Raw genomic sequence first — 26,516 nt, forward strand, 5'->3', positions numbered from 1 at the left:
AGTGGACGGTACTGCGTGGCAGTGGAAGGGGCGTCACCCGGTCGGGGTGATCAGCGCTGTCGCACGCGGAGATCACCCACGGAGCATGAGATCGCGCGATACCGGACCATCGCGCTTCCACTCGAGCGACGGGCAGTCCTACTCTTGCGCTGAGCGCCAGGAGTCGACGAGCGATCTCGTGCGCGCACCGTCGAGACACCGCAACCGATGAAGGGGCCACACGATGACCACGAGTGAGACCACGACCTCCGGGGCGCGCGCTGTATCGCTGGATGGGCGGCGCTTCCAGTTCGAAGGACCGCTCGAGCCCGGATTCGAGCCCGGCGGTTTCGTCACCCTCAGCACGCCGACCGGGTCGATCTGCCTCGGGCAGGTCGAGGAGGTCTCGTTCTCGCTGGGCGGTGGGCTGCACGGCAGCGGCCGCATCCTCGGCATGATCCCCGACGAGGGCGGCGTGCTCGACAGCAGAACGCCCACTCCGTTCTCCGCGGCCGACGTCCGCGTGGCGGACGCGCCCACGATCGAATCGCTCTACGACGGCGCGGCGACATCGCTCGTCATCGGCTCGCACCTGGGATCCGACTCCGTGCCCGCCCGCCTGCTCCCGCGTCGTCTCAACCGGCACACCTTCTGGTGCGGTCAGAGCGGCTCGGGCAAGACCTACGCACTCGGGGTGGTTCTCGAACAGATCCTGCTGCACACCGCCCTCCCGATGGTGATCTTCGACCCGAACGCGGATTTCGTGAAGATGCACGAGGCCGCCACGACGGGCGCGGACTCACCCGCCAGTCGCGTGCTGGCCGAGCGCGACATCCGCATCCTCCGCCCGGACTCCGACTCGCTCCGCGTGCGTTTCCTCGATCTGGCGATCCAGTCCAAGGCGGCGGTCCTCCGCCTCAGTCCCCTCGACGACCGCGCCGAATACAACGAGCTCCTCCGACTGGAGGAGACCGTGGGCACTCTGGATGCGCACGCGGTGGTCCCTCGCCTGCTCGAACGCGGATCGCCGGCGGCGCAGGACCTGGCGGCTCGCGCCGAGAACCTCAACCTGATCGAGTGGAGCGTCTGGGCCGGGACGTCCGAGGCGGTCACCGACGTCCTCGACCGCCGCCCGGATGCCACCGTCCTCGATCTCGGCGGCTTCGCCTTTCCCGATGAGTCCCTCGTCGTGGCGATGGCCGTGCTCGACGACCTGTGGGCGAAACGCGAACAGCGCCGCCCGATCCTGATCGTGATCGACGAGGCCCACAACCTGTGCTCGCCCGACCAGAACAGTCCGCTGCACGTCGCAGTCCGGGAGCGCATCATCCAGATCGCCGCGGAGGGCAGGAAGTTCGGCCTGTGGCTTCTGCTCTCGACGCAGCGCCCCTCACGCATCCACCCGAGCATCCTGTCTCAGTGCGACAACCTGGCGCTGATGAAGATGACGTCGCAGGTCGATCTCGAAGAGCTCGCGACGATCTTCGGGTTCGTCCCTCCGGACATGCTCGCGCGGGCGTCGCGCTTCGCGCAGGGCGAGGCCCTCTTCGCCGGCAGCTTCTCGCCCGCTCCGTCGATGGTGAAGCTGGGGCAGCGACTCACGCGCGAGGGCGGTGCCGATGTGGGTGTGCCGATCAGAGGCGTCTGAGCGGATCGAGACTGCTAGTCCTCATGGCCTCCGCGGCCGTGCTTCTGCTGTCTTCGCGCGATGCGTGCAGCCTTCGTGTCGGCATCCGCGGCCTTCATCAGCCCCTTGACCTCGTCGATGTCGCCTGTCAGAGGGCGCCACAGACGGCCACGCGGGTCGGCGTCGATCAGGATCGTCCTCACCAGCAGCGTCAGCGGCACCGCGAGCAGGGCGCCGATCGGGCCGAGCACGAGCGCCCAGAACAGGACCGAGACGAACGTGAGCGTCTGGTTCAGCGCGACGACGTTGGCGACCAGCAGAGGCTGCACCACCGACTGGACGATGACATTGATCACCCCGTAGACGACGATCACGGCGACCCCGGTCGGCCATCCGCCGGCCAGGAATCCGAAGATGGTCGGAGGGATGATGGCGATGAAGTAGCCGACGTTCGGGATGAAGCTGCAGATGAACGACAGCAGAGCCCACAGCAGAGCCGCCGGCACCTGGAGTACGGCCAACGCGATCCAGTTCAACGTGCTCTGCAGCATGCCGAGGCCGGTGGCGGCGATCATGTAGCGGCGGACGCTCGATCCGAAGCCGACGAGTGCGGTGACGAGGGTCGGACGCGTCGGTCGCAGCTGCGAGAGAAGAGACGGCAGATACGCTCCGTCCATCGCCATGAGCATCACGAGGGTCAGCACCACCACCAGACCGAAGACGGCCCCGGTGACGCCTCCGAGGAGCCCCACCGCGAAGTCCACGAGGTTCGACGGTTCGAGCCCCTGGACGAAGGCCTCCCCGGATGTCGACTCGATCCCGATCGTCGCGAGCCACGCGTTGATGCTCGCGACCAGTTGTTCGAGCTGCGGCGTGTATTCGGGGATGAGGGCGGTGAACTGCACCAGGGCGACCACGAGCGACCCCAGGAACGCCCCGAGCAGCGCGAAGACGAGGAGCATCGCCACGATCGTCGCCACCCCGCGCGGCACGCGGATGCGCTCGAGGACGGTGCGGATCGGGTGTGCGCAGATCGTGAGGACCAGCGCCAGGAGAACCGGAGCGGCCACTCCGCGCATCGCCCACAGGCCGAAGGCGGCGGCAGCGGCGCCTCCGAGCCCGATGAGGATGAACGCGACGCGCGGCGTATCGGAGTGCTCGATCGCCAGGTCAGGACTCGGCTGCTCCGCGGCGCCGGCTGCGCGATGCGAGGATCCGCGATGCCGCCAGAACCGCAGGTCCATTCATGTCACCTGGAGCGCCCTGGCCTTGAGCGCCGCGAACTCGTCGGGGGTGATGGTCCCCGCGTCGAGGAGGGTCTTGGCCTTCGCGATCTCGTCCGCCGAGCTGGTGCTTCCTGCGACGTTGCGGATGTACGCATCCGTCGACCGCTGTGCGTCGACCGCGGCTCGTCCGCTCCGTTCCGCCATCGACCGCCCGCGGGCGATCAGGTAGACGAAGAGGGTCAGGAAGGGCACGAAGACCAGGAAGATCATCCACAGCGCCTTGAGCCAGCCGTTGAGTTCCTGATCACGGAAGATGTCGCCGATCACGCTGAAGAGCGCCATGAGGTAGGCGATGAACACGAAGCTCCAGAAGAAGAAACCGAAGAAGCTCCACAGGGTGTCCCAGAAGGTCATGATTCGTCCTTTCGTCGGGGTGACGGATCCAGAGTGGCCGCGGCCGTGCGTGCATGCATCATCCGCGAGGGGTGAGGTCGACGAGTCCCGCTGCTCGAGCCCGACATGGATCTCGACCGCCGTGACAGCTTTTCTCGCCCGGTCAGGGTGATCCGCAGCCGGTCGCTCTGTGATTCGCTTCGCGGATGACCGGTGACGCGGCAGTTCCCGAGACCTTCAACCTGCGCCTGGCGATGCTCCTCGCGATGGCGATGTTCGTGCTGGTCGTCGACACCTCCATCATGAACGTCTCGATCTCGGCGGTCGTGCGGGATCTCGGCACGACCGCCAGCGGGGTGCAGGGGGCCATCGCGCTGGAGGCGCTGGTGTCGGCCGCCTTCATCCTCATCGGCGGCAAGACGGGCGATCTGATCGGTCGGAAGCTCGCCTACATCCTCGGCCTCCTGGGCTACGCGATCGGCGCGATCGCGATGACGCTCGCCCAGACCCTCACCCCCGTCATCATCTTCTGGGCTCTGATCGGCGGCATCGGCGCATCCCTGCTGCTGCCGTCGATGCAGTCGCTCATCCACGGGAACTTCGAAGGCGGGCACCAGAAGCGGGTGTATGCGCTCGTCGGAGCATCGGCGGCCATCGCGGCGGCGGTAGGACCGCTGCTCGGCGGGGTGATCACGACCTTCCTGTCGTGGCGGCTCGCGTTCCTGCTCGAAGCCGTGATCATCGGAATCGTCCTGCTGGGCATCGGGCTGGTCAAGGACGTCCCGTTCACGGGCGATCGCTCCATCGACGTCGTCGGTTCGGCCCTGTCGGTGATCGGAATGGGCAGCGTGGTGCTCGGCATCCTGGTGTGGCAGGAGGGAGGCGGCTACGTCGGGCTCATCATCGGGATCGGCGTGCTCGCGCTCGCCGGGCTGGTGTTCTGGCTCAACGCCCGCAAACGACGCGGCAAAGCGACCCTGATCGACCCCGACCTCCTCGCCTCGAAGCCGTTCCGCACCGGGGTGAGCGGGCAGCTCATGCAGCAGATCGCCCTCGGCGGGACGATGATCGTCCTCCCGCTGTATCTGCAGATGGTGCTCGGGTACAACGCACTGTGGGCCGGTCTGTCGATCGCACCCCTGTCGCTGAGCATGTTCGCTGTGGCGCTAATTGCCGGTCGTCGCACCGGTCATCGGCCGGCGAACCTCATCCTCCTGGGATTCGTCCTCACGGTGACGGGACTGGTCATCCTCCTGCCGATCGTGCCCAGAGCGGACTCCGGCTGGTACCTCGTCGTGCCGCTGATCATCAGCGGATCGGGCCTGGGGCTCCTGGTCTCACAGCTCAACAACTACACCCTGTCGCCGGTCACCGATGAGCGGGTGAGCGAGGCTGCGGGTGTGAACTCGGCGGCCGGCTCCTTCGGCCTCTCGTTCGGTCTCGCCTTCGCGGGGGCGATCATGCTCGCGACCCTCAGCGTCGTCTTCACCTCCGCAGCGGAGTCCAGCCCGGTGCTGACAGCCGAGCAGCAGCAACAGGTCGCGACGGTGCTCGAAGACGACGCCCAACTCATCTCGAACAGCGGACTCGAGGAGATGCTCGCAGACGAGCCTCCCGAGGTGGCGGACGAGATCATCCGCATCAACACGCAATCGCGGCCGATCGCCCTGCAGGTGGCCCTGCTCATCCCGATCGTGGCGGGCACGGTCGGAATCGCGACCGGGTTCCGGATGCGGCGGCTCCCCGATCCCCAGGCCTCCCCCGGCTCTGACCGCATGCTGCTCGACTAGCCCAGACCCTTCCGACGAGCGTCACGGCGGCGACTCGGACATCTCATCCCTGTCGGATGACGCGAGCGGTCTGGCGGATGACGAGACTCGGCCATGTCAGCGGAGATCAACGAAGGAGACAGATCATGACCGTGAGCATGGATGTGGGGCCGATCGACTTTCTGGCCCTCGAATTCCCCGGTGCCCGCCTCGAGGGCGAGGGGCTCGGCATCCTCATCGACCTCGTCGATCGCGGAATCATCCGCATACTCGATCTGCGGGTGCTCAAGCGCGACGACGACGGCGCGATCACGGCGGTCAGACTGGCCGACCTGGACGGAGACGGCGCACTCGACCTCGCGATCTTCGACGGCGTCGAATCGGACCTGCTGGATGACGACGACCTCGCCGACGCGGAGGGGCTGGTCGCACCCGGCGATGCCGTGGCCCTGCTCGTCTACGAGAACGCCTGGGCCGGCCCGTTCGTCTCGGCCATGCGCCGCGCCGGCGCGGAGGTCGTCGCCAGCGGCCGGATCCCGGCTGATGAGGTGCTGAGCCGCCTCGACGTGCTCGATGAGACCCGTCGCGGCGGTGAACAGGCGTGACCCCGGAACCGGGCCGCGATGATGAGAAGCGAAGGAGCACACGATGGGTCTGTTAAGAGGAATGGCCAGAACCGCCGTCATCGCCGGCACGGCGACTGCGGTCTCCAACAGGGTGTCGCGACGCCAGGCGGGCCGCTGGGCCGCCCAGGAAGAGGCACAGCAGCAGCAGTACGAGCCTGCGCCCGCACCGGCGCCCGCGCCCGCACCTGTGCCGCCGCAGCCCGCGGCCGACAACCCCGGAGTCGATCTCGCCCAGCTTCAGCAGCTCGGAGAGCTGCGGGCCGCTGGTGTGCTGACGGAGGACGAGTTCCAAGCGCAGAAGGCTCGGATACTCGGCTCCTGAGCGCGGCCGCGGCCGAGCCGACAGCCCGGGGCACGAGCGTTGCGAGAGAAGCGGACGGACGACCTCACCCTTTTGGGGTGAGGTCGTTCGGCGTGACGGGGTTGACGGAGATGACCTCGATATTGAGCTCGGCGAACAGGTCGAGCAGCCCCAGGAGCTTCGCCTGGTCGGACACCGCGCCGACGATGCGCGACCGACCGTCGGCCCCGGTTTCCACGTCAAATCCGGGCAGGGAGGCGATCAGCTCGTTCCCGAGTCTGCCCTCGACGACGACCTCCATGATGTGTGAACTCATGCGAGGCTCCCACTCCTGGGCCTTCGTCCGACGCGACTCGCGGCCCCTCGGTGTGCCAGTCTGCGATGACAGGGTCGTCGCGTCGTCATCCTTCTGGCATGATCTCGACTGTTCCGGAGTTCACGTGACACGGGAGGTGAGCGATGCCAGATCATGAACGGCGTCGGATCCCTGCTCATACGGTGGATCGGCCCCCGCTTCGGGCACGGCTCGACGCGGGGCTGCTCTCGCCGCTGTCGCTCATCGTGGCCCCGGCCGGTGCCGGCAAGACCGTGCTCCTGTCGCAGTGGGCGCACGCGCGCACGGATCTGCCGATCGCCTGGCTCGACATCACGGATGCGGATGTCGATGCGAATGCTCTGCGCCAGCGTCTCGTCGACGCGATCACGGCGATCGCACCCGGTTTCGACGCACCCATCTCGCCCGCGGCGGCAGCCGACGGCCGTCTCGGCGAACCGCTCCTGGAGGAGCTGGCGGCCGGCCTGGCAGACGCCGGACCGGTCGTCGTGATCTTCGACGACCTCGATCGTCTCGGTGGCGGTCCGCTTCTGACCGATCTCTGGCGACTGGTCGATCTGCTGCCCCCGGGGGCGCACTTCGTGTTCTCGGCGCGAAGGGATCTCCGACTCGGGTGGAGCCGCCATCGTCTGCAGCACAGCCTCGTGGAGATCCGTCAACGCGACCTGGCCTTCGATGACCCCACGACCGCACGGGTCATCGAAGCGATCACCCGCCGACCCGTTCCCATCGAGACAGCGGCCTCGGTCACCGAGCACACCGAGGGATGGGCGGTCGGCGTGCAGCTGGCTGCGCTCAGCCTGCGGTTCACGACCGATCCCCGACGACTCATCGACACCCTCGCCGACACCGACCGTCTCGTGGTCGACTACCTGAGCGAGGAGGTGCTCGACGCCCAGGGAGCCGACCGGCGGACGAGCCTCTTCAGAATCGCCGTGCTCGACGAGTTCTGCGCACCACTCGTCGACGCCGTCCTCGGCACCGGCGGCGCGGAGCTCATCGCCGACCTCGAGCTCGACTCCATGTTCGTCGTTCCCGTGCCGGGCAAGCCGGGGTGGTTTCGGTTCCATCAGCTCTTCCGGAACCTGCTCCTTCTGCGTCTGCGCGCGCACGACGCGCCGGCTGAGGCACGCGTGCTCATCGCCGCAGCCGACTGGAACAGGGCCGATGGCTCGCAGGCGGATGCGATCGAGTACTACCTGCGCGCACACGCCTGGGAGTCGGCGGTCGACTGCGTCCTCACGCTCGAACGGGACGACGATGAACGTCGCCAGACCGCGGCGATCGCCGCCTGGCTCTCTCGGGTGCCGTCCGAGGTGCTCGCGCACCGGACGGAGGCAGAGCTGCTGCTGACCATCGCACAGGGGCTGAGCGGCCAGGGCACGGTCGCGATCGACGCGCTTCGCGCCATGCTCGCCGAGCGCGCCCTCACGACGGGTGAACGTCAGGTCGCTCTCACGTATCTTTCGGCCTGCGTGTATCTGGCCCCGCATCCCGAGCTCTTCGTCGACGCCGCGCAGCGCGCGCTCGACCTGCTCAGGCGGCATCCGGAGGCGGCGCTGCCCAACCTGCTGGGCCTGACGAGCCGGGGCACCCTGCGTCTGGTGGCGCGGGTGTCTCTCGGCCGGGCACTGCTGCTGCTCGGCGACCTCGCGGGTTCGCGCCGCGCGCTCCGCGACGCGCTGCAGGGCGACGGCGTGGCCTATGGACCCTACCGCGTGCAGGCGATGGGCTCGCTCGCTCTGACCGAGGCGCTGTCGGGGCGGCTGGTCGTCGCGGCCGAACTCGCCGATGACGCGCTCCGCGTGGCCGAGGAACTCGGAGTGCTCGAGCACACGGCGCCTGCGGATGCCTACCTCGCCCGTGCCATCGCCGCGATCAGGAGGGGAGAACCGGATCACGGCGCGTTCGCGCTGGCGGAGGGAACCACCAGGGCGGCGTCGAACGACCGCTCGCAACTGCTCTGGCTGGCCCACCTGACCTCGATGATCATCGACACCCCCGATTCGGCGATCGGGCCTCCCGAACCTTCCAGTCCCGCTCCGCCGTTCGTCCGACAGGTGGCAGCCGCGCTGTCGTTGCGACAGGCACGACTGCGCGGCGCCCCGGCTCTCCCGCCGACGCCCGCCGCGCACTGGTCGATGATGGCCTTCGAAGAGGTCGCGGCACTCCTCGCGCTCGGTCAGCCGGCACAGGCGCGGGCGCGGCTCGCGGAACTCGACATGACCGAGAGGACGCTGGCCCCGATGCCGACCATCGAGCGCGATCTGCTGCTCGGATGGGCGTGCGCCATCGAAGGCCGCGGGGCGCAATCACGCACCCACCTGCAGTCCGCCCTCACGCTCGCGGCGCCGGAGAGGCTGGTGTATCCCTTCCTGGAGGCAGGCCCGGACGTCGCCCACCTGATCGCCGAGCTGCCGGGTCCGCTCGACGGCTTCCGCCAACTCGTCGTGTCACGCGGACGGGCGCGCGGGGTGTCACGGCGACGGCAGCCGCTCGCCGACAGCCTCACAGCCCGCGAGCTCGAGCTGCTCGCGTATCTCCCCACCCGGATGACGTGCGCGGAGATCGCAGCCCGCAGCTTCGTGTCGATCAACACGATCAAGACCCACCTCGGCCACATCTATCGCAAGCTCGGAGTGACCGGCCGCGATGCGGCGATCGAGCGCGCCGTCGATCTCGGACTCCTCGATCCGAGTGAGGTCGCTCCCGTCGGGTGACTCCGATCGCCCCACGGATCACCCCCTCCGGGTGATCCGTCTGCTCCCGCCGAACCCTACTGTCTGAGGAAAACGAGGAGGAAGCCATGAGCATGAACCAGGGAAACCCGAACGCCGTCGCCGCAGACCCCCGTGCGACGAGTCCGACGAAGCCGAGCGGCTGGGTCGGCTGGGCCGTCTTCGCCGGCGTGATCCTCATGGTGTCGGGGCTCTTCAGCGGCATCCAGGGGATCGTCGCGCTGATCGGACCCAATGACTACTACGTGGTGACCGACGGGTCGCTGTGGCTCTTCGACGTCAACGGCTGGGGATGGTGGAACCTCATCGTCGGGGTGTTCCTCGTGCTCGTCGCGCTCGCCCTGTTCGCCGGCCAGACCTGGGCACGGGTGATCGCGATCATCCTCCTGGTCCTCAGCGCCATCGGCCAGCTGCTTCTCGTGAGCGCTCAGCCGTGGTGGGCGCTGATCGTCATCGCGATCGACGTGCTGGCCATCTACGCCCTCACCGTTCACGGGCATGAGCTCGCGGATTCGGAGCGATGAGCAGATTCCGTGATCAAACCGTTGCATTCGTTACCTCGCCGTTATAGAGTGATCGCACGGTGAATGTTTGCTGTGGCATACACCGCATGTGATTGCAGGACACTCTTGGTGCAAGGGACAAGGGCCGGTCGGGAGCCTCTCCGACCGGCCCTTTACTGTTGCCAGTACGCTGTTCTCCATGACTGACCGCAAGCTCGCCCTCGAGGCCTGGGAGAGCCTGTTCCGCGCACAGCACGAGCTGTTCACGCAGATGAACACCGACTTCGATCACACCGATCTCGGCCAGGCCGAGTACGACGTCCTGCTCACGGTGACGCGCTCCCCCGGCATGTCGGCCCGCCTGCGCGATGTCACCGCGAACATGCTGATCAGCCAGCCGAGCGTCTCGCGCCTCGTCGATCGCATGGTCGCCCGCGGACTCGTCTCGAAGTGCCCCGACCCCGAGGACGGACGAGGGGCGCTGATCCGGGCCACGGATGCCGGCGTCCGCGAGTTCCGCAGCGTCGCCACCGTGCACGGCCGCTCGATCGCCGAGCGGATGTCCCTCCTCGACGACGATGAGCTGAAGACCCTCCGCGACCTGGCGGAGAAGCTCCGCGGTCGCTGATCCTCTCCCCCACCTCCCCTCTCCCTCCCCACGAGGAGCATCCTGCTCCCTGTCCGTGACGCCGGGAACCGTTTTCTGGCAGGGTGGAGCGTGAATGCCCGCGCGACCGCGTCGGCATCGAAGACCGCCCCCTCGGGGGGAACCAGGGAGGTCATACATGGAGATCGCCGGAATCGTCGGCATCCTCGTCATCGTCGGAATCGTCGTCGTCGCCGCCGTCGTCGTCCTGCTCATCCTGCTGCTGTTCGCACGCAGCTGGATCAAGGTCGCGCGCGCCGATGAGGCTCTCGTCATCTCGGGGCGCAAGCAGAAGGTGCAGCGGGCGGTCATCTCGACCGACGGCTCGCTGCGAGACGAGATGTCGGAGTCGCCCGTCACGGTCATCGTGAACGGCAAGTCCCTGGTCAACCCGATCACCCAGCGCCACGAGATCATCTCGCTGCGCTCGCGTCAGGTGTCGCTGAACGCCGAGGCCCAGTCGCTCGACAGCGTGACGCTCAACGTCGACGGCGTCGCCATCGTGAAAATCGGCTCCGACCCGATCCTCGTGCGTCGCGCCGCAGAGCGCTTCGCGTCGCAGGACAAGGCCATCGAGCAGTTCACCACCGAGCAGCTCGAAGGTGCACTGCGTGGCATCGTCGCGACGCTCTCGGTCGTCGAGCTCATGCGAGAGCGCAAGAAGTTCTCCGACCAGATCGCCGCCGACGTCTCGCAGGAGCTCGCCGAGCAGGGCCTGATCCTGGATTCGTTCCAGATCAAGGGCATCACCGACAAGGTCGGATACATCCAGTCTCTCGGCGCCCCCGAGATCCAGGCGAAGCGGCAGTCGGCGGAGATCTCGCAGACCAACGCCGACCGTGCGATCAACCAGAAGAACATCGCCAACCAGGAAGCGAACCTGGTCGAGCAGACCGCGCTCGACACGAACACGGCCAACGCGAACGCCGGCATCGGTCGCGCGCGCGCCGAGGCCGAGCAGGCCGAGAACCTGGCCCGCGAGCAGGCTCAGCAGGCCGTGCTGCAGCAGCAGGCGGAGAACCGTCAGGCTCAGCTCGACGCCGACGTCAAGCGCGTGGCCGACGCTCAGCGCTACGAGGCCGAGACCCGCGCTCAGGCCGAGCTCTACACGCGTGAGCGTGCGGCAGAGGCCAGCGCGATCGAGCAGGTCAAGCAGGCCGAGGCCCGCACCCGCATCGCCGAGCAGCAGGCCCAGGCTGACAAGGCCAAGGCCGACGGTGAGGCCGCAGCCGCGATCGCCCGCGCGACCGGTGAGGCCGACGCGCTGCGTGCTCAGGCCGAAGCCGAGTCCGAGGCCCGCCGCCTGCGCGCCAACGCCGAGGCCGATGCCATCCGTGCCGAGGGTGAGGCGCGAGCCGCCGCCGTCGAGGCCGAGGCGAAGGCCATCGCGTCGAACCAGGATGCCTTCCTGTCGCAGCGAGTACTCGACACCCTGCCGTCGATCATGGCCGAGTTCTCGAAGGGCTATGCCGCGATCGGCAACGTCTCGATCGTCGGCGGCTCGAGCGAGGACGGCGCCTCGAACCTGGTCGGCGCCGACAGCGCCAAGGCGCTGAAGTCGGTGTTCGACAGCGTCAGCGCCGCGACCGGCCTCGACCTCGCGTCGATCATCCAGGGTCAGGCCGTGGGCCGCGGCATCGGCGACGGCGTCGCCGCAGCATCCGCACCGCCTGCGTCGACCCGCCAGTCGACCCCGACCACCCCGCCGCCGCCTGCACCACCGGCTCCGGCTCCGGCAGCGGAGTAGCCAGCACACAGCGGATGCCGCGGCCGAGTCGGCCGCGGCATCCGTCGTCTGGGAGACCAGGCAGACTGAAGGGATGACCGCCGCCGCCTTCGACCTCGCCGCCATCGGCGCGGGGCTCTCTTTCGCGGCCGCTCTGAGCGAGCTGGAGACCGCGCTCGACGGGAGCACGTCGGTGGTCGTGAGTGCTCCGCCCGGCACGGGCAAGACCACCCTCGTGCCCCCGCTTCTGGCATCGCGGTCGCCCGGGCGGGTGATCGTCACCCAGCCTCGGCGCGTCGCTGCCCGCGCCGCCGCACGCCGGCTCGCGCACCTCGACGGATCACCGCTCGGCACGAGAGTGGGCTTCACCGTCCGCGGCGAGCGCTCGGCCGGTGCGGCGACCCGCGTCGAGTTCGTCACCGCCGGCGTGCTGCTGCGTCGCATGATCGACGACCCCGGTCTCGACGGTGTGGATGCCGTGATCCTCGACGAGGTGCACGAGCGGGCGCTCGAGACCGATCTGCTCATCGGCCTGCTCTCGGAAGTGCGGGAGCTGCGCGACGACCTCACGGTCATCGCCATGTCCGCCACCCTCGACGCCTCGCGCATCGCCTCAGTCCTCGGCACCGACGACCGTCCGGCACCGGTCGTCGATCACGGCGTCCCCGCCTTCCCGCTCACCGAGCGCTGGGCGCCGAGCCCTGTGCCGCGACTCGACGAGCGCGGGGTCACCTGGGGGTTCCTCGACCACGTCGCCGACACCACGGCATCGGCAGCCGCCGAACTCCGCCGCCGCGATTCCGAGGCCGACGTGCTGGTCTTCGCCCCGGGCGCGCGGGAGGTGTCTGAGATCGCCCGGCGCATCCGCGGTGCGAGCGACGCGTTCGATGTGCGAGAGCTGCACGGTCAGATTCCCGCGGCCGAGCAGGATGCCGTGATCCGCGGCCGGGCACCGGACGCCCCTCCGCGCATCATCGTCACGACCTCGCTCGCCGAGTCGTCGCTCACCGTGCCCGGTGTGCGCCTGGTCGTCGACAGCTGTCTGTCTCGGCATCCCCAGCGCGATACGGCCCGTGGCATGACAGGTCTGGTCACGACGGCGGCACCGCGCTCATCGTGCGTGCAGCGCGCCGGTCGAGCCACGCGTCAGGGCCCCGGCAGCGTGATCCGCTGCGTCGACGAGCGCACCTATGCGGCCGCCCCCGCGCGTCCTGCGCCCGAGATCGCTGTGGCCGACCTCGCGGATGCCGCCCTGCTGCTCGCCTGTTGGGGCGCCCCGGGCGCAGAAGGCCTGCGCATGATCGATCCGCCACCCCGAGAGAACCTGGCCGACGCGATCTCGGTGCTCCGGAACCTCGGAGCGATCGACGCCGAGGGCCGCGCCACCGACGCGGGCCGCGCCCTCGCCCGGATTCCCGCCGACCCTCGGCTCGCCCGCGCTCTCCTCGACGGCAGCCCGGTGGTCGGCAGCCGCCTCGCGGCGGAGGTCGTCGCGGTCCTGGGTGGCGATCTGCGCATCGCCGAGGCCGACGTCGCCCGCGCGCTCATCGCCCTGCGCGGCGGACGGACACCGGACGCCCGCCGCTGGCGTGACGACGCGAACCGCCTCGAGCGCATGGTCCCTGCGACGCAGGACGTGCGATCGGATCTCGACGGCGTCGGTCTCGTGATCGCTCTGGCCTTCCCCGAGCGGATCGCTCGTCGCGTCGATCGCACCGCCGAGGGAGCAACCTTCCTCCTGGCATCCGGAACCCGCGCCGGGATGCGCGGCCCGCTCGCAGCGGTCGAATGGATCGCCGTCGCCGACGTCGCCCGTGCCACGACCGGAGCGGCTGCCGGGTCTGGCGCGATCATCCGCTCGGCAGCCGTGCTCACGGAGGAGCAGATGGAGCGCGCTGCGAGTCACCTGCTCACCGACCGCGTCGAGGTGGAGTTCGCACAGGGGCGCGTCCAGGCCCGCCGCGAACGCCGCATCGGTGCGATCCTGCGTTCGGCCTCGCCGGTGAGGCCCTCTGCTCAGGAAGGACGGGATGCGGTGCTCCGGGCGATCGTGCGTGACGGGCTCGGCATGTTCACATGGTCTGATGCCGCGACCGCCATACGACGCCGGCTGGCGCTGCTCAGCCGGGAGCTCGGCCACCCCTGGCCCGACATGTCGGATGCGGGTCTGCTCGCGACCCTCGACGACTGGCTGGCTCCCGAGATCGACGCGCTGGCGGGCGGCACCCCGGTGGGACGCGTGGATCTGTCTTCGGCTCTGCGCCGACTGCTGCCATGGCCCGAGGCCGTGCGCTTCGACGAGCTCGCACCCGAGCGCCTCGAAGTGCCGAGCGGATCACGCATCCGCGTCGCCTATCCCGACCCGGACGACACCTCCGCGCCGCCCGTCGTCGCCGTCAAGCTGCAGGAGTGCTTCGGGTGGGCTCAGACCCCGCGCCTGGTCGACGGACGGGTGCCGGTGCTCTTCCACCTGCTGTCGCCTGCGGGGCGTCCGCTCGCTGTCACCGACCACCTCGCCTCGTTCTGGTCGGGCCCCTACGCCCAGGTGCGCGCCGAGATGCGCGGGCGCTACCCGCGGCATCCCTGGCCGGAGGACCCCTGGGCGGCCGTGCCGACGAAACACACCAAGAACCGCGCCGCGCGCTGACCGGCGACCCGGCTCAGCGGGTGCGGCTCAGCGGGTGCGGCGCCGCAGGGTCAACGACGCGAGCACGAGCGCCCCGACACCGAACGCGACGACCACCAGCAGCGGGCCATAGACATCCCACCCCTCGTCGCCGGCTGTCACGGCGTTGATCGTGTCGATCGCATGGCTCAGAGGCAGCCATTCCGAGATCGCGTACAGCACGTCGGGCATCTGATCACGCGGCATGAAGAGCCCGCCGAGGATGATCTGCGGAAAGACGAGCAGCGGCATGAACTGCACGGCCTGGAACTCGGTCTGCGCGAACGCACTCGCGAGCAAGCCGAGGGCGGTGCCCAGGAGAGCGTCGATCACGGCGACGAGTCCGAGCTGCCAGAGCTCCCCCTCGACGTCGAGACCGCAGACGCCGACCGCGAACGACACGGTGATGACCGCCTGCAGCACCGCCATCAGTCCGAACGCGAGGGCATAGCCCAGGATGAAGTCGGCTTTGCCGAGCGGAGTGGTCATGAGGCGCTCCAGCGTGCCGGAACGCCTCTCCCGCAGGGTGGTGATCGAGGTGATCAGGAACATCACGATGAACGGGAACAGGGCGAGGATCGCACCGCCGAACTGATCGAACACGCCGTCCTGATCACTGAACAGCCACGCGAAGAGTCCGACGAGCAGGCTCGGTGCGATCAGCATCAGCGCGATCGAACGCGGGTCGTGCCGCAGCTGGGCGAGCACCCGCGCGGCGGTGGCCAACAGCCGTCCCCCGTTCATTCCGAGCCCTCCCGTCGTGAGCGCCGGGTGTCTCCCGCGGCCGGGCCGCCGACCCCTCGGCTGTCGCGGTCGATCAGGGCGAGGAACGCCGCATCCGGGTCGGCCGTGCCGGTGTCGGCGAGGAGGCCGGCCGGGTCGGTGTCGGCGATGATCCGCCCGCTCCGCATCAGAACGAGCCGATCGCAGCGCAGCGCCTCGTCCATGACATGGCTCGAGACGATCAGCGTCACTCCGCGCTCGGCGAGCCCTCGGAACAGCTTCCACAGCTCGACCCGCAGCACGGGGTCGAGGCCGACCGTGGGCTCGTCGAGGACGATGAGCTCGGGAGACCCGATGAGCGCCATCCCCAGCGAGATCCGTGTCGCCTGACCGCCGCTGAGCGAATCGACGAGCTGCCCCGCCTGCCCGCGGAGTCCGACCTCGTCGAGCACCCGGTCGACGTCGCCCTTCGGCGCTTTGAGCACCGCCGCGGAGTACGAGAGATTCTGACGGACGGTCAGATCGCCGTAGACGGCGGCGCCCTGCGTGCCGTATGCCACACGATGCCGGAGCTTGGGCGACCCGCCCGGTTCGCCGAAGACCGAGACGGTGCCGGCGTCGATCCGCTGCACGCCCACGATCGATCGCATCAGCGTCGTCTTTCCGCACCCGGACGGTCCGAGGAGACCGGTGATCTCACCGCGCGGGATCGTCAGGTCGACTCCGTCGAAGACCTGTGTCTTCCCCCGACGCACTCGGAGTCCCGAGATCTCGACAGCCGATTTATTCATCATGCGATGAATTATGCGCCGGGCGCGTCGCGGAGTCAACGGGTTCGGTCAGGGCCGTGCGGCACAGGCGACGAGACGAGCACGCCGGCAGGGCACGACGGCGGCAGGCGGTGTCGGCGACGACACCGCCCGAGCCCGGACTACTCGAACAGGTAGCGCTGCACGGTCGGTCCGACGCGCACGACGAGGTCGTCGACGGATGCCGTCGCGATCGGCGCGAGCTTCAGCACGTATCGCGCGAGCAGCAGACCGGCGATCTGCGACGCGACGAGTGTGGCGCGCAGCTCGGCATCCGAGACGCCGAGTGTGGTCGCGATCTTGCCGATGAGCTCACGCGAGAGAAAGCCCGCCAGCAGCGGCGTCGCGAGTCGGCTGCCGATCGCCGTGCGGATGAGCATGACCCCGCGGCGGCGGATGTCGGGCTGCTCGAAGGCCTCGAGCACGTAGCGCACGAGCCGCTCGCCCACCGTGTCGCGCGGACCCGCGACGATGGCCGGCACGTCGATGTCGGGGCGGAGCGGAATGCCGACCGCTTCGGCGAACAGGTCGGCCTTGGTGCCGAAGTAGTGGTGCACGAGGGCCGAGTCGACGTCGGCGCGGGCGGCGATCGAGCGGATCGTCGACCCGTCGTATCCGTGCTCGCCGAACTCGTCGACGGCCGCGGCGATGATGCGGTCGCGCGCGTCCGAGACGCCGCGGGGACGCCCGCGCTTCTTGGGCGCGCGATGCTCGGTCATGGCGCCAGCCTACGACGGCGGTCAGGCACATCGTCAGTCGAGCAGATGCCGCAGGTAGCGCGGCGGGTCGTTCAGAAAGGAGCGCCAGTGGTTCACCAGCTCGAGGTCGTTCCACTCGGCCGGCCGGATGCCCCACTCCCCCACTTCGAGGATCCGTGCGCCCGGCAGCGCGGCCAGCACGGGCGAATGCGTCGCGCACAGCACCTGCCCTCCGTCGTCGACGATGCGCTGCAGCACCGCGATCAGGGCGAGCGTGGACTGGAACGAGAGCGCGGCCTCGGGCTCATCGAGACAGTAGAAGCCCGGCTCGTCGAATCGACTGTCGAGCAGGGCGAGGAACGATTCGCCGTGGCTCATCTCGTGGAACGACACGTCGCCCCGCGCGGAGGGATTCTCTTCGAGGTAGGTGTAGAACGAGTGCATCGTCTCGGCGCGCAGGAAGAATCCCCAGCGGTTGGCTCCGATCCCGCGCTGCAGCTGCAGCCACTCCGACAGCGGCGACTCGCTCGGGCGGGTGCTGTGTCTGGCGTTGCGCGAACCGCCTTCGGGCGAGAGGCCGTAGGCGATCGCGATGCCTTCGACGATCGTCGACTTGCCGCTGCCGTTCTCGCCGACGAGAAAAGTCACGCCGGGCGAGAGGTCGATCCCCTCGGCCAGCACCTGGGCGACCGCGGGGATGCCCGTGGGCCAGACCGGCCCGGGCTCCGGAGCGTCGGCGTTCGCTCGCACCGCGACGACCGGCTGCTCCCGACGCCGGCGACTGCCGGGGCTCCAGATCGATTCCACGCGCACCTCCTCACAGGAGGCTATCCGCAGCCACGGACGCGACGCTGAAACGAGCGCTCAGCACTCGATGACGTTGACCGCGAGTCCGCCCTCGCTGGTCTCCTTGTACTTCGTCGACATGTCGATGCCGGTCTGACGCATGGTCTCGACGACGGCGTCCAGCGACACATAATGGCTGCCGTCGCCTCGCAGAGCGAGTCGGGCGGCGGTCACGGCGGTCGATGCCGCGATCGCGTTGCGCTCGATGCACGGGATCTGCACCAGGCCGCCGATCGGGTCGCAGGTCAGCCCGAGGTGGTGCTCCATCGCGATCTCGGCGGCGTTCTCGATCTGCCGGTTGGTGCCGCCCATCACGGCGGTGAGCCCACCCGCCGCCATCGCGCAGGCCGAGCCGACCTCGGCCTGGCATCCGCCCTCGGCCCCCGAGATCGAGGCGTTGGCCTTGAACAGCGAGCCCAGCGCCGTGGCCGTGAGCAGGAAACGGCGGATGCCACGGCGACGGTTCGCATCGGCGACCAGCTCGGGGTCTTCGATCGCTCCGACCGCGACGAGCGACGCCTCGGCGCCGAAGCCGAGCAGGGCACTGCCGACCAGCTCTCCGTAGGGCGTCACGGCGTTGCCCGCGCCGAGGCCGGAGTCGGCGAGGAACCGCCACCAGTACATCGCGACGGCGGGGAGGATGCCGGCCGCGCCGTTCGTGGGCGCCGTGACGACACGTCCGCCTGCGGCGTTCTCCTCGTTGACCGCGAGCGCGAAAGCGCCCAGCCACTCGCCCGGGAGCTCGCGGTGTCCCTCCGACTCGACCTCTTCGAGCTGAGCCCGGATCGCGCTCGCCCGCCGCTTCACCTTGAGCATCCCGGGAAGCACGCCGTCCGAGTGCAGCCCGTTCTCGACGCACGCCGCCATGGCGTCCCAGATCGCATCCAGTCCGGTGGCGACCTCTTCCTCCGAGCGCATCGAGGCCTCGTTGAGCCGGGCGACCTCGGCGATCGACAGTCCGTGCTCATCGCATAATGCCAGCAGCGATGCGGCATCCGCGTACGAGTAGGGCAACGGGGCCGAGGCGAGCTTCTCACCCTCTCCATCCCGACGGATGAACCCGCCGCCGACGGAGTAGTAGGTCTCTTCTGCGACGGTCGCGCCCTCAGCATCCCATGCGGTGAGGGTCATGGCGTTCGGGTGCCCGGGAAGCCTGGTCCGTGGTGCGAACACGATGTCGCTCTTGCTGAACGGCACCTCGTGCACTCCGTCGACGCGCACCGTCGCGCCGTCGCGCAGGTCGGTCCACGCGGCGCGCACCTCGGCCGGGTCGCACGTCTCCGGCGACAGCCCGCGAAGGCCCGCGACGACCGCATCCGGTGTGCCATGCCCGATGCCCGTGGCACCGAGGGATCCGTAGAGCGTGCAGCCCACGCGCGCGACGCGGTCGAGCGCGCCCGTCGAGCGCAGGCGGCGGGCGAATTCGAGCGCCGCCCGCATCGGCCCGACCGTGTGGGAACTCGAGGGGCCCACTCCGATGGAGAAGAGATCGAAGGCCGAGACGTACGCTGTCACCTCCTCAGCCTACGTCGTGCGCTGTCGTCAAGGCCCTTCCGGCGTCGGAGCCGCCGATGGATGCTGGAGGCGCACTCGACGCGAAAGGGACGATCATGACGAACAGCACGCCCGAGCAGGACCCGACCTCCGACCTCGACCCCGAGGCGCAGACTCCCACCCCGACGCCGTCTTCCGGCGATGCCGGCGAGCTCACGGATCCGGGCAACACCGCCGAGAAGCCCGCGGAGGCGGAATCCCCCGAGGATGCGGACCCGTCGGAGGTTCCGAACAACGACGAGCTCGAAGAGCCGAGCACCGAGAAGGAGCCCTCGGAGGAGCCCAAGGCGCCCACGCGAAACGACCCCGAGCCCGACCATGAGGCGGTCGGAATCGGGGTCATCGACGGTCCGGAGACCGCCGAGGGCGACTGAGCGACTCCTACCTCACTCAGGCCCTCCGCTCCGGTCGCAGTCTGTGCCGCTTCGGGTCGACCGAGACGGCGCGAACTGCGACCGGAACGAGGTATCTGCCGACTATTCGACGAGCTTGCCCTCGGTGTCGACCTCGCGCATGAGCTCCGCGATCTCGGCGGGGATGTCAGGGATCGACTCGCGTGTCACACCGCCGGTCGGCGACCAGACGAGGTTCACCTGCATCGTCGGGTCGGTGTCGGGATAATCGCTGCGGTTGTGGCATCCGCGCGTCTCCCGACGCTCCCGCGCGGCCTCCAACGTGGCCCGGGCTGCCAGCGCCGAGGCCTTGAGGTCGAACGCGTGGGCGAGGTCCTGGAACCCGGCGATGTCGGGATGGATGCCGATGTCCTCCATCCGCCCCTCGATCATGTCGAGGTCGGCGAGGCCGGCCCGCAGGCCCTCCTCGGATCGGACGACTCCCGCATGCTGGGTCATGGTGTTGCGGATCGCTCGCTGCAGGGCGCGGACGTTCTCCCGGCCGTCCGCCGCGAGGAGGTCATCGATCTCGGCGCGGGCCTGAGCGACCGCATCCGCCGATCGGCGCTGAGCGTCGAGCCCCGCGGCATGCGCCATCGCCGCCTGCCCGACGATACGACCGTAGACGAGCAGCTCGATCAGCGAGTTGCCGCCGAGGCGGTTCGCGCCGTGCAGACCGCTGGAGGCCTCCCCGATCGCGTAGAGACCGTCGACGTCGGTCTGATGGTCGTCGGGACGCACCCACACCCCGCCCATCGAGTAGTGCGCGGTGGGAGCGATCTCGATCGGGTCGGTGGTGATGTCGAGCATCTGCAGCTCCATCATCGTCTGGTAGACGCGGGGCAGACGGGTCATGATCGTCTCGCGAGGCAGGTGCGAGACGTCGAGCCAGACGCCGCCGTTCTCGGTTCCTCGCCCCTCGGCGATCTCGGTGTAGGCGGCGAGCGCGACGCGATCGCGCGTCGAGAGCTCCATGCGCTCGGGATCGTAGGTCGACATGAAGCGCTCACCGAGGGCGTTGCGCAGGATGCCGCCCTCGCCGCGAGCCGCCTCGGAGATGAGGGTGCCTGCGGCGTTCTCGGGCTCGATGATGCCAGACGGGTGGAACTGCACGAGCTCCGGGTCGCGCAGTCGGGCGCCCGCGTCGACCGCGAGGCGGAAGGAGTCGCCGGTGTTCTCGTCGCGGCGAGACGACGTGCGACGCCAGATGCGGTTGTGTCCTCCGGCGGCGAGGATCACGGCATCCGCGTGGATCAGATAGCGCGTGCCGTCGGACTGGTCGAAGCCGTAGGCGCCGAAGACGACGTTGTCGCGCACGAGCAGGCGGGTGATGTAGACGTGGTCGAGGATCGGCACTTCGAGCTGCTCGGCCTTGGCCACGAGGGTGCGCTGGATCTCGAGACCGGTGTAGTCGCCGGCGAAGGCCGTGCGACGGAAGGTGTGCGCGCCGAAGAACCGCTGCGAGATGCGGCCGTCGTCCTCGCGCGCGAAGTCCATGCCCCAGCGCTCGAGATCCCGGATGCCGCGCTCGGCGCCCTGCGTCACGATCTCGACCGTGTGGGGGGTGGCGAGCAGGTAGCTCTCCTTGATGGTGTCGGCCGCGTGCTGCTGCCAGCTGTCGGCCTCGTCCATGGTGCCGAGAGCGGCGTTGATGCCTCCGGCCGCGAGAGAGGTGTGTGCATCCTGCCGGGGGCGTTTGCCGACGGCGAGGACGTCGACCCCGTGCTCGGCGACCTCGATCGCCGCCCGCAGCCCGGAGCCGCCGGTGCCGATGACGAGGACCGTGGTGGAGATCTGGCGTTCGCGCGTACTCATGCCTTCCACGCTAGGAAGGGCGTGCCGATAACTCCAATGCATTGTTCTACTGGTATCGATACACTGAAAACATGAACCTCGAGCAGCTCCGCGGGTTCGTCGAGGTCGCCCGCCTCGGCCATTTCACCCGCGCCTCCGAGCACCTGCACCTCGCCCAGCCGTCGCTCAGTCGACAGATCTCGACGCTCGAACGCGAACTCGGTGCCGAGCTCTTCCACCGGGCTCGCGGTCATATCGGCCTCACCGCTGCCGGCGAGGCCCTGCTCCCCCGTGCGCAGCGGATGCTGGCTGAATCCGACGCGATCCGCGAGGAGATGGCCGAACTCGCCGGGCTCCGCCGCGGACGTGTGCGGCTCGGCGCGCCACCCACCCTCTGCATCAGCCTCGTCGCCGAGGCGATCAGCACCTTCCATGCCGCCCACCCCGGTGTCGACCTGCACCTGATCGAGAGCGGGTCGAGGCTGCTCGTCGATCAGCTGGCCGTCGGCGCCGTCGACATCGCGCTCATCACGGAGTCGGAGGGTCCGCCGCCGTCGGGCTTCAGCCTGACCCGCATGCCGCTGCTGACCGAAGAGCTCGTCGTGGTGTCAGCGGCATCCGAACCCCCCGTCTCGTCCTCCACGGTGATGAGTCTCGACCACCTCGCCACCCTGCCGCTGATCGCGCTCGACGAGACCTATGAGCTGCGGGCGACCACCGATGCGGCCTTCCGATCGGCAGGGCTGACGCCGAACGTCGTCCTCGAGGGGGCCGAGATGGACGCGCTGCTCCGCTTCGTCGAGCGAGGCGTCGGCGTGGCCGTGGTCCCGGCGATGGTGCTGCTCGATCAGCCGGCACTGCGGTCGGTGAGGATCTCGCATCCGATGATGAGGCGCACCGTGAGCCTCGCCCACCGTGCGGATGTCACACCGGCCGTCGCGGTGGCCGCGATGCGACACGTGATCGTCGGCACGGCGGCGGAGGTCGCCCGTCGCGACCCCGCGATCACCAGCCTCCTCGACTGAGGCCGCTCAGCGGGAGAACACCCGCATGACCCAGGTGAGCGCCAGCGCGGCGGCCACGAACAGCTCCAGATAGGCGAGGATGAGCCCGACGATTGCGGCGGCGCGGTATGCACCACGGCGCCGCACCGCGGCATGTCCGATCAGTACGGCAGCCACGGCGATCGCGATCGCGATGAGATACCCCACGATGCCGTTCGGCACGAGCCAGAGCGACACGATCGCCAGAACTCCACTCACCAGGCCGACGACGTGCCACGCCCTGTTGGTCTGGGCCTGCTCGGGAAGGGTCATGGGCACGAGCCTATCGACCTGGGCATCCGGGTCGACGTGCTGCCCGGCTGAGGCCGCTCAGGCGTCCTCGTACTCGTCGGGAGCACGCCCGGCTCACGCGCTGCGGATGCCTGTCCACCCGGCAGGAAACGCAAAACCCCCGCCGCTCTCGCGACGGGGGTTTCTGCTGATGTGCGCCCGAAGGGACTCGAACCCCTAACCTTCTGATCCGTAGTCAGATGCTCTATCCATTGAGCTACGGGCGCTCCTGGACCGCTCAGCGGGCCGTGGAACAGCCTATAACAGTCCACTCGTGAATGCGAATCGAGCGGGTCAGTCGTCCTCTTCGGCCGCCTTCTGCTTCTTCTTGCGCTTCGCTTTCGCGCGCTGCAGAGACGAGAGGGCCTGCAGATCGACGAGGCGAAGCGCCTGCATCCGCGCCTCGCGCATCCGCTCGTAATCGGGGTCCTGATCGGGTCGCATGCCCTCGACGCGCAGACGGCGATCGAGGTTGTGCCGCACGTCGGCCCAGGCTCCCTCGCGGGCCTCCTCGACGATGACACGCAGCGCGGCTTCGTCCTGCATCATGTCGCGCAGCTTGGTCGCCACCCCATGCGACTGCTTGGCGCGCCGACGCAGGTTGCGCACGTCGCGATCGCGGTAGTCGTGAGTGCCGGACGGGTCGGAATGACGACCCCGCGCACGCTTGCGCAGTTCGGTCAGGTTGCGTTCGACCTCTTCGGATTCCTCGGCCATCGCCCGCAGCGCTTCGCGCGCGTCGGCGACGTACTTGTCGGTGTCGAAGACGCCGTTCTCGGCGATCGTGCCGATGAGGATGTGATTCTTCACGGCGAGGCGCGCCGCAGCGGTCGCGATCGCAACGCCTTCGGCGATGGCATCCGCTGTTCTTCCCACCCCTACCTCCTCCCTTCGAGAGTACCGGTATCGCTCTCCGATGCACTGGGCCAGAATGGATCGGAATCGGGTCCCCCGCGACCTGCTCCAGGAGGGATGCGATGAAGCGTCTCACGCTCACCGGAAGCACGACGGTCATCACCGGCGCTGCGAGCGGGATGGGTGCCGACATCGCCCGCCTGCTCGCTGCTCGGCGCGTGCATCTGGCGCTCGTCGATCACAACGCCGACGGACTCGCCGCCGTCGCGGCCGAGCTCGCGGGCACGGGCGCGACCGTCACCACTCACGTGGTCGATCTGCGCGACGACGATGCGGTCTTCGCCGCGGCCGAGCAGATCACCTCGGCGCACCCGCGAGTGAACGCTCTGATCACGTGCGCGGGCTCGTCGATGCTGGGCACGCTCGATCAGCTCACGATGGAGGAGATGCGCTGGCTGACGGACGTGAATCTCTGGGGCACGGTGTCGATCACCAAGGCGCTGCTCCCCGCCCTGCGAGCGGCGCCGGCCGCCCACATCACCCATCTCGCCAGCGTGTACGCGCTGGCAGCGCCCGCCGGACGCATCCCCTACTCCCTGAGCAAGTTCGCCGTCCGCGGGTTCTCCGAGGCGGTGCGCCACGAGCTCGACGGGACCACTGTGACGGTGGGCGCGGTGTATCCCGCCGGTGTGCGCACGGGCATCATCCTGCACGGACGGTATGCCGCGGCGATCGACCCGCCGGTCGCCGCGCGAGCCGCGGCCGCGCAGGCCGCGATGTACCACACGGAGCCAGCGGATGCCGCTGCGCTGATCGTGCGCGCGACCGAACGGCGCCGCTCGCGGACCATGGTCGGGCGAGAGGCGCGACTGATCGACGTGCTCACCCGGGTTGCGCCGTCGAACTACTGGCGCGTCATGCGTCGCCCTCTGCGTGAGGCCATCGACACGACGACGCCCATAGCCTGAGTCAGCCGACCGCGCCCACCCAGATCCCGGAGGCCCACGCCTGCTGCTCGGCATCGCACCCGACGGATCCCGGATATCCGCGCACGACGGCCATGCAGTTCGCCAGGAACTCGGGGTCGCCGCCGAACGCCGAGTAGTAGGCGTCTGAGGATGTGAGGGCGCCCCACACACGGAACTGGTAGATGTGCGCCAGCTCGTGGGCCATCGCCCAGTTCAGCCGGTCGACGCTCCAGTCGACGATGTCGGCTCGGTATTTGATGAAGCCGCCGCTGTTCGCACATGCCGGCGCGGTTCCCCCTGCGCAGGAGGCCGACTCGTAGAGTCCGACTCCCCCGCCGCCGACTCGGTCGAGAGCCTCGCGCACGCGGGCGAACCCATCCGGACCACTCGACGACCAGGCGGGACCCGACGGCGTCGCATACTGCGCCGCCTCCCAGCTGCCGACGTCCTGCCCCACCTTGTCGATGAGGGCGTGGACGGTGGCGGTGGCGGCGACCACCGTGGCCGGATTCCTCCGCTCGTCGAGCACGGTCTGCTGAGCCGACTGCGCGGACGCCCGGTGCGCCGAGGTGTCGATCTTGCCGCCTGCGCCGTCGATGGCGGCAGCCAGCGCGGCGATCTCCTCGACGAAGGCGGGCCGCACCTCGAGCACGGCGCTGCGCGCCTCCGTGTCCTTCTCGGCAATGGCGATCGACCCTTCGAGGTGATCCGTGCGCATCTCCGCCGCGCGCGCCGACTGCGCCAGCGACTGCAGCTCGGCGATCGCCTCAGCCCGGTCCTCGTCCAGCGACACGGCACGACCGACCACGCCCGCAGTCAGCATCACTGCGGCGACCAGGGCGACGGAGAGGAACCGCCGGATCACAGAGGTCGCCTCATGGCAGGAAACCGGAGGTGTCTGAGAGCAGCTCCTCCTGTTCGGCGATGGCCGCGCGCAGTGCGGTCAGCTCTCCCGCAAGACGGAGGTTCGCCTCGCGCGCGACATCGAGCCGCTCCTCGGCCTGGACGACAGCCGCCCTCGCCTCGGCGAGGGCATCCACACGCTGCTGATCCGCGACGGCGATGAGCACCGCTCCGCCGACGAGGAGCAGGCCCCCCGTCACGACGGCGACGCCTCTCATATCGCTCCCCAGGACACGACGAATATCCGGAACCCTTCCGTAGGGCCAATATATCCCCGCCGGAGACGACTCTCCAGGCCACTCGACGGCGATCGACCGAGCGGACGGACCGGATGCTCAGGTCGAGGAGGCCTGATGGGTCAGGCGCCGCTCGGCGGCTTGCTGGCCGCTGGCCAGATGGCGCGGGACGATCACGCGAAGAGTGTCGGTGTCACGCGCTTCGACCGCCTCGAGGATCAGCCGATGCTCCTCGGCCATCGCGACCAGATCGTCGTGCTGGCCGAAGAGCCAGCGCAGGCGGGTGACGAACACCGCGATGAGTTCGCCCAGCATCTCGTTGCCCGCGAGTTCGGCGGAGATCTCGTGGAACTCGGCCGCGGCGATCCGCGCCGCTTCTGTGTCGCCGGCGACGGCCGCGGCGAGTTCGCGCTCGTAGGCCGCCCGAAGCCGCGCGATCCCCTCCTCGGTATGACGTTCGGCGGCGAAGACGAAGAGCAGCGTCTCGATCGCCTCGCGGACCTCTCCGAAATCCTGGATGTCACGGCGCGTGAACTCGCGGACGACGGCCCAGGTCCGCGGGCGGGCGACGACCACTCCCTCGCCGACGAGCGTGCGGATCGCCTCACGCACGGGAAGCCGCGAGACGTTGAGCTCGGCCGCGATGTCGCGTTCGATGAGCCGGGAACCGGGGGCGCGCCGACCGAGCACGATGTCGTCGCGAAGAACGCGCGTCACCCGGACCGACTCGAGTTCGCCGGCAGTCCCCACCCCCGCCATACCGAGATTCTCTCACCCCGGCAACCACCGGACAAGTTTGGTATCCCAGCAGAGGCGGATGTTACGCCGGAGCCTCCGGTGGACGCCGGGCGCACGAGAGGGGCGTGGATGC

26 protein-coding genes and 1 tRNA gene are annotated in these 26,516 nt (G+C 69.2%); 12 read left to right on the forward strand and 15 right to left on the reverse strand.

Going from position 1 to position 26,516, the window contains the following annotated elements; genetic code table 11:
* The first annotated feature begins 223 nt into the window (after positions 1 to 223).
* Complete coding sequence (locus tag AB0N61_RS11010) at positions 224 to 1,627, forward strand: ATP-binding protein (RefSeq protein ID WP_363363972.1); 1,404 nt, start codon at positions 224 to 226, stop codon at positions 1,625 to 1,627.
* A gap of 14 nt (positions 1,628 to 1,641) precedes the next feature.
* Here AB0N61_RS11010 and AB0N61_RS11015 read toward each other — a convergent pair whose 3' ends face one another.
* Entirely contained in the window at positions 1,642 to 2,850 is a 1,209-nt protein-coding gene (locus AB0N61_RS11015) for an AI-2E family transporter (protein WP_363363975.1), read from the reverse strand.
* The gene (locus tag AB0N61_RS11020; protein ID WP_167945705.1) at positions 2,851 to 3,246 is read right to left on the reverse strand and encodes an SHOCT domain-containing protein; all 396 of its coding nucleotides are present in this window, start codon (positions 3,244 to 3,246) and stop codon (positions 2,851 to 2,853) included.
* A 185-nt stretch (positions 3,247 to 3,431) separates the two neighbouring features.
* On the opposite strand from AB0N61_RS11020, the gene AB0N61_RS11025 reads away from it, so the two are divergent.
* From AB0N61_RS11025 to AB0N61_RS11035, 3 genes are all read left to right on the forward strand, one after another.
* A complete protein-coding gene (locus tag AB0N61_RS11025) occupies positions 3,432 to 5,015 on the forward strand; it encodes an MFS transporter (protein ID WP_363363977.1) in 1,584 nt (527 codons plus the stop codon).
* A gap of 125 nt (positions 5,016 to 5,140) precedes the next feature.
* Complete coding sequence (locus tag AB0N61_RS11030) at positions 5,141 to 5,599, forward strand: DUF6325 family protein (RefSeq protein ID WP_363363978.1); 459 nt, start codon at positions 5,141 to 5,143, stop codon at positions 5,597 to 5,599.
* Positions 5,600 to 5,660: 61 nt separating this feature from the next.
* On the forward strand, positions 5,661 to 5,942 hold the full coding sequence (locus AB0N61_RS11035; RefSeq protein ID WP_363363980.1) for an SHOCT domain-containing protein: 282 nt from the start codon (positions 5,661 to 5,663) through the stop codon (positions 5,940 to 5,942).
* A 64-nt stretch (positions 5,943 to 6,006) separates the two neighbouring features.
* Here the strand turns inward: AB0N61_RS11035 and AB0N61_RS11040 are convergent, their stop codons facing one another.
* On the reverse strand, positions 6,007 to 6,237 hold the full coding sequence (locus tag AB0N61_RS11040) for a hypothetical protein (RefSeq protein ID WP_167945699.1): 231 nt from the start codon (positions 6,235 to 6,237) through the stop codon (positions 6,007 to 6,009).
* Positions 6,238 to 6,419: 182 nt separating this feature from the next.
* On the opposite strand from AB0N61_RS11040, the gene AB0N61_RS11045 reads away from it, so the two are divergent.
* The 5 genes from AB0N61_RS11045 (at position 6,420) to hrpB (ending at position 14,515) form a co-directional block, all read left to right on the forward strand.
* On the forward strand, positions 6,420 to 8,975 hold the full coding sequence (locus AB0N61_RS11045) for a LuxR C-terminal-related transcriptional regulator (RefSeq protein ID WP_363363981.1): 2,556 nt from the start codon (positions 6,420 to 6,422) through the stop codon (positions 8,973 to 8,975).
* Positions 8,976 to 9,061: 86 nt separating this feature from the next.
* Entirely contained in the window at positions 9,062 to 9,517 is a 456-nt protein-coding gene (locus tag AB0N61_RS11050; RefSeq protein WP_363363983.1) for a hypothetical protein, read from the forward strand.
* A gap of 178 nt (positions 9,518 to 9,695) precedes the next feature.
* Positions 9,696 to 10,124 carry a MarR family transcriptional regulator gene (locus tag AB0N61_RS11055; protein WP_167945695.1) on the forward strand — a complete coding sequence of 143 codons (429 nt, stop codon included), beginning with the start codon at positions 9,696 to 9,698 and terminating at the stop codon, positions 10,122 to 10,124.
* A gap of 157 nt (positions 10,125 to 10,281) precedes the next feature.
* Positions 10,282 to 11,889, forward strand: a complete 1,608-nt coding sequence (locus AB0N61_RS11060; RefSeq protein WP_167945693.1) for an SPFH domain-containing protein — start codon at positions 10,282 to 10,284, stop codon at positions 11,887 to 11,889.
* 73 nt (positions 11,890 to 11,962) lie between these two features.
* Complete coding sequence (gene hrpB, locus AB0N61_RS11065; RefSeq protein WP_363363986.1) at positions 11,963 to 14,515, forward strand: ATP-dependent helicase HrpB; 2,553 nt, start codon at positions 11,963 to 11,965, stop codon at positions 14,513 to 14,515.
* Positions 14,516 to 14,542: 27 nt separating this feature from the next.
* On the opposite strand, the gene AB0N61_RS11070 is transcribed toward hrpB, so the two are convergent.
* The 5 genes from AB0N61_RS11070 to AB0N61_RS11090 form a co-directional block, all read right to left on the reverse strand.
* A complete protein-coding gene (locus AB0N61_RS11070; protein ID WP_363363988.1) occupies positions 14,543 to 15,277 on the reverse strand; it encodes an ABC transporter permease in 735 nt (244 codons plus the stop codon).
* Entirely contained in the window at positions 15,274 to 16,050 is a 777-nt protein-coding gene (locus tag AB0N61_RS11075; protein ID WP_363363990.1) for an ABC transporter ATP-binding protein, read from the reverse strand. Before AB0N61_RS11075 ends, AB0N61_RS11070 begins: the two co-directional genes overlap by 4 nt.
* 137 nt (positions 16,051 to 16,187) lie before the next feature.
* Positions 16,188 to 16,784 (reverse strand): TetR family transcriptional regulator, encoded by a 597-nt coding sequence (locus AB0N61_RS11080; protein WP_363363993.1) that lies wholly within the window; start codon positions 16,782 to 16,784, stop codon positions 16,188 to 16,190.
* A gap of 33 nt (positions 16,785 to 16,817) precedes the next feature.
* Entirely contained in the window at positions 16,818 to 17,570 is a 753-nt protein-coding gene (locus AB0N61_RS11085) for an AAA family ATPase (protein WP_363363996.1), read from the reverse strand.
* A gap of 57 nt (positions 17,571 to 17,627) precedes the next feature.
* Positions 17,628 to 19,124 carry an L-serine ammonia-lyase, iron-sulfur-dependent, subunit alpha gene (locus AB0N61_RS11090; RefSeq protein ID WP_363363998.1) on the reverse strand — a complete coding sequence of 499 codons (1,497 nt, stop codon included), beginning with the start codon at positions 19,122 to 19,124 and terminating at the stop codon, positions 17,628 to 17,630.
* 95 nt (positions 19,125 to 19,219) lie between these two features.
* On the opposite strand from AB0N61_RS11090, the gene AB0N61_RS11095 reads away from it, so the two are divergent.
* Complete coding sequence (locus AB0N61_RS11095) at positions 19,220 to 19,537, forward strand: hypothetical protein (protein ID WP_363364000.1); 318 nt, start codon at positions 19,220 to 19,222, stop codon at positions 19,535 to 19,537.
* A gap of 102 nt (positions 19,538 to 19,639) precedes the next feature.
* Here AB0N61_RS11095 and AB0N61_RS11100 read toward each other — a convergent pair whose 3' ends face one another.
* Positions 19,640 to 21,370, reverse strand: a complete 1,731-nt coding sequence (locus AB0N61_RS11100; protein ID WP_363364001.1) for an FAD-binding protein — start codon at positions 21,368 to 21,370, stop codon at positions 19,640 to 19,642.
* 71 nt (positions 21,371 to 21,441) lie between these two features.
* On the opposite strand from AB0N61_RS11100, the gene AB0N61_RS11105 reads away from it, so the two are divergent.
* Entirely contained in the window at positions 21,442 to 22,374 is a 933-nt protein-coding gene (locus AB0N61_RS11105) for a LysR family transcriptional regulator (protein WP_363364003.1), read from the forward strand.
* A 6-nt stretch (positions 22,375 to 22,380) separates the two neighbouring features.
* Here the strand turns inward: AB0N61_RS11105 and AB0N61_RS11110 are convergent, their stop codons facing one another.
* The 3 genes from AB0N61_RS11110 to AB0N61_RS11120 all read right to left on the reverse strand — a co-directional run bounded on the left by AB0N61_RS11110 (position 22,381) and on the right by AB0N61_RS11120 (position 23,559).
* Entirely contained in the window at positions 22,381 to 22,665 is a 285-nt protein-coding gene (locus tag AB0N61_RS11110; protein ID WP_363364006.1) for a hypothetical protein, read from the reverse strand.
* Positions 22,666 to 22,837: 172 nt separating this feature from the next.
* Positions 22,838 to 22,910 (reverse strand) — tRNA-Arg (locus AB0N61_RS11115).
* 67 nt (positions 22,911 to 22,977) lie between these two features.
* The gene (locus tag AB0N61_RS11120) at positions 22,978 to 23,559 is read right to left on the reverse strand and encodes an asparagine synthase (RefSeq protein ID WP_363364008.1); all 582 of its coding nucleotides are present in this window, start codon (positions 23,557 to 23,559) and stop codon (positions 22,978 to 22,980) included.
* Positions 23,560 to 23,660: 101 nt separating this feature from the next.
* Between AB0N61_RS11120 and AB0N61_RS11125 the strand changes: the two genes are divergently transcribed.
* Entirely contained in the window at positions 23,661 to 24,506 is an 846-nt protein-coding gene (locus AB0N61_RS11125) for an SDR family NAD(P)-dependent oxidoreductase (protein ID WP_363364010.1), read from the forward strand.
* A 1-nt stretch (position 24,507) separates the two neighbouring features.
* Here the strand turns inward: AB0N61_RS11125 and AB0N61_RS11130 are convergent, their stop codons facing one another.
* From AB0N61_RS11130 to AB0N61_RS11140, 3 genes are all read right to left on the reverse strand, one after another.
* Positions 24,508 to 25,371 carry a hypothetical protein gene (locus tag AB0N61_RS11130; RefSeq protein ID WP_363364012.1) on the reverse strand — a complete coding sequence of 288 codons (864 nt, stop codon included), beginning with the start codon at positions 25,369 to 25,371 and terminating at the stop codon, positions 24,508 to 24,510.
* A gap of 10 nt (positions 25,372 to 25,381) precedes the next feature.
* Positions 25,382 to 25,627 (reverse strand): hypothetical protein, encoded by a 246-nt coding sequence (locus tag AB0N61_RS11135; protein WP_167945654.1) that lies wholly within the window; start codon positions 25,625 to 25,627, stop codon positions 25,382 to 25,384.
* 117 nt (positions 25,628 to 25,744) lie between these two features.
* The gene (locus AB0N61_RS11140) at positions 25,745 to 26,404 is read right to left on the reverse strand and encodes a GntR family transcriptional regulator (RefSeq protein WP_363364013.1); all 660 of its coding nucleotides are present in this window, start codon (positions 26,402 to 26,404) and stop codon (positions 25,745 to 25,747) included.
* Positions 26,405 to 26,516 lie beyond the last annotated feature (112 nt).

Source organism: Microbacterium sp. NPDC089320 (assembly GCF_040684875.1).
Lineage (GTDB): Bacteria > Actinomycetota > Actinomycetes > Actinomycetales > Microbacteriaceae > Microbacterium.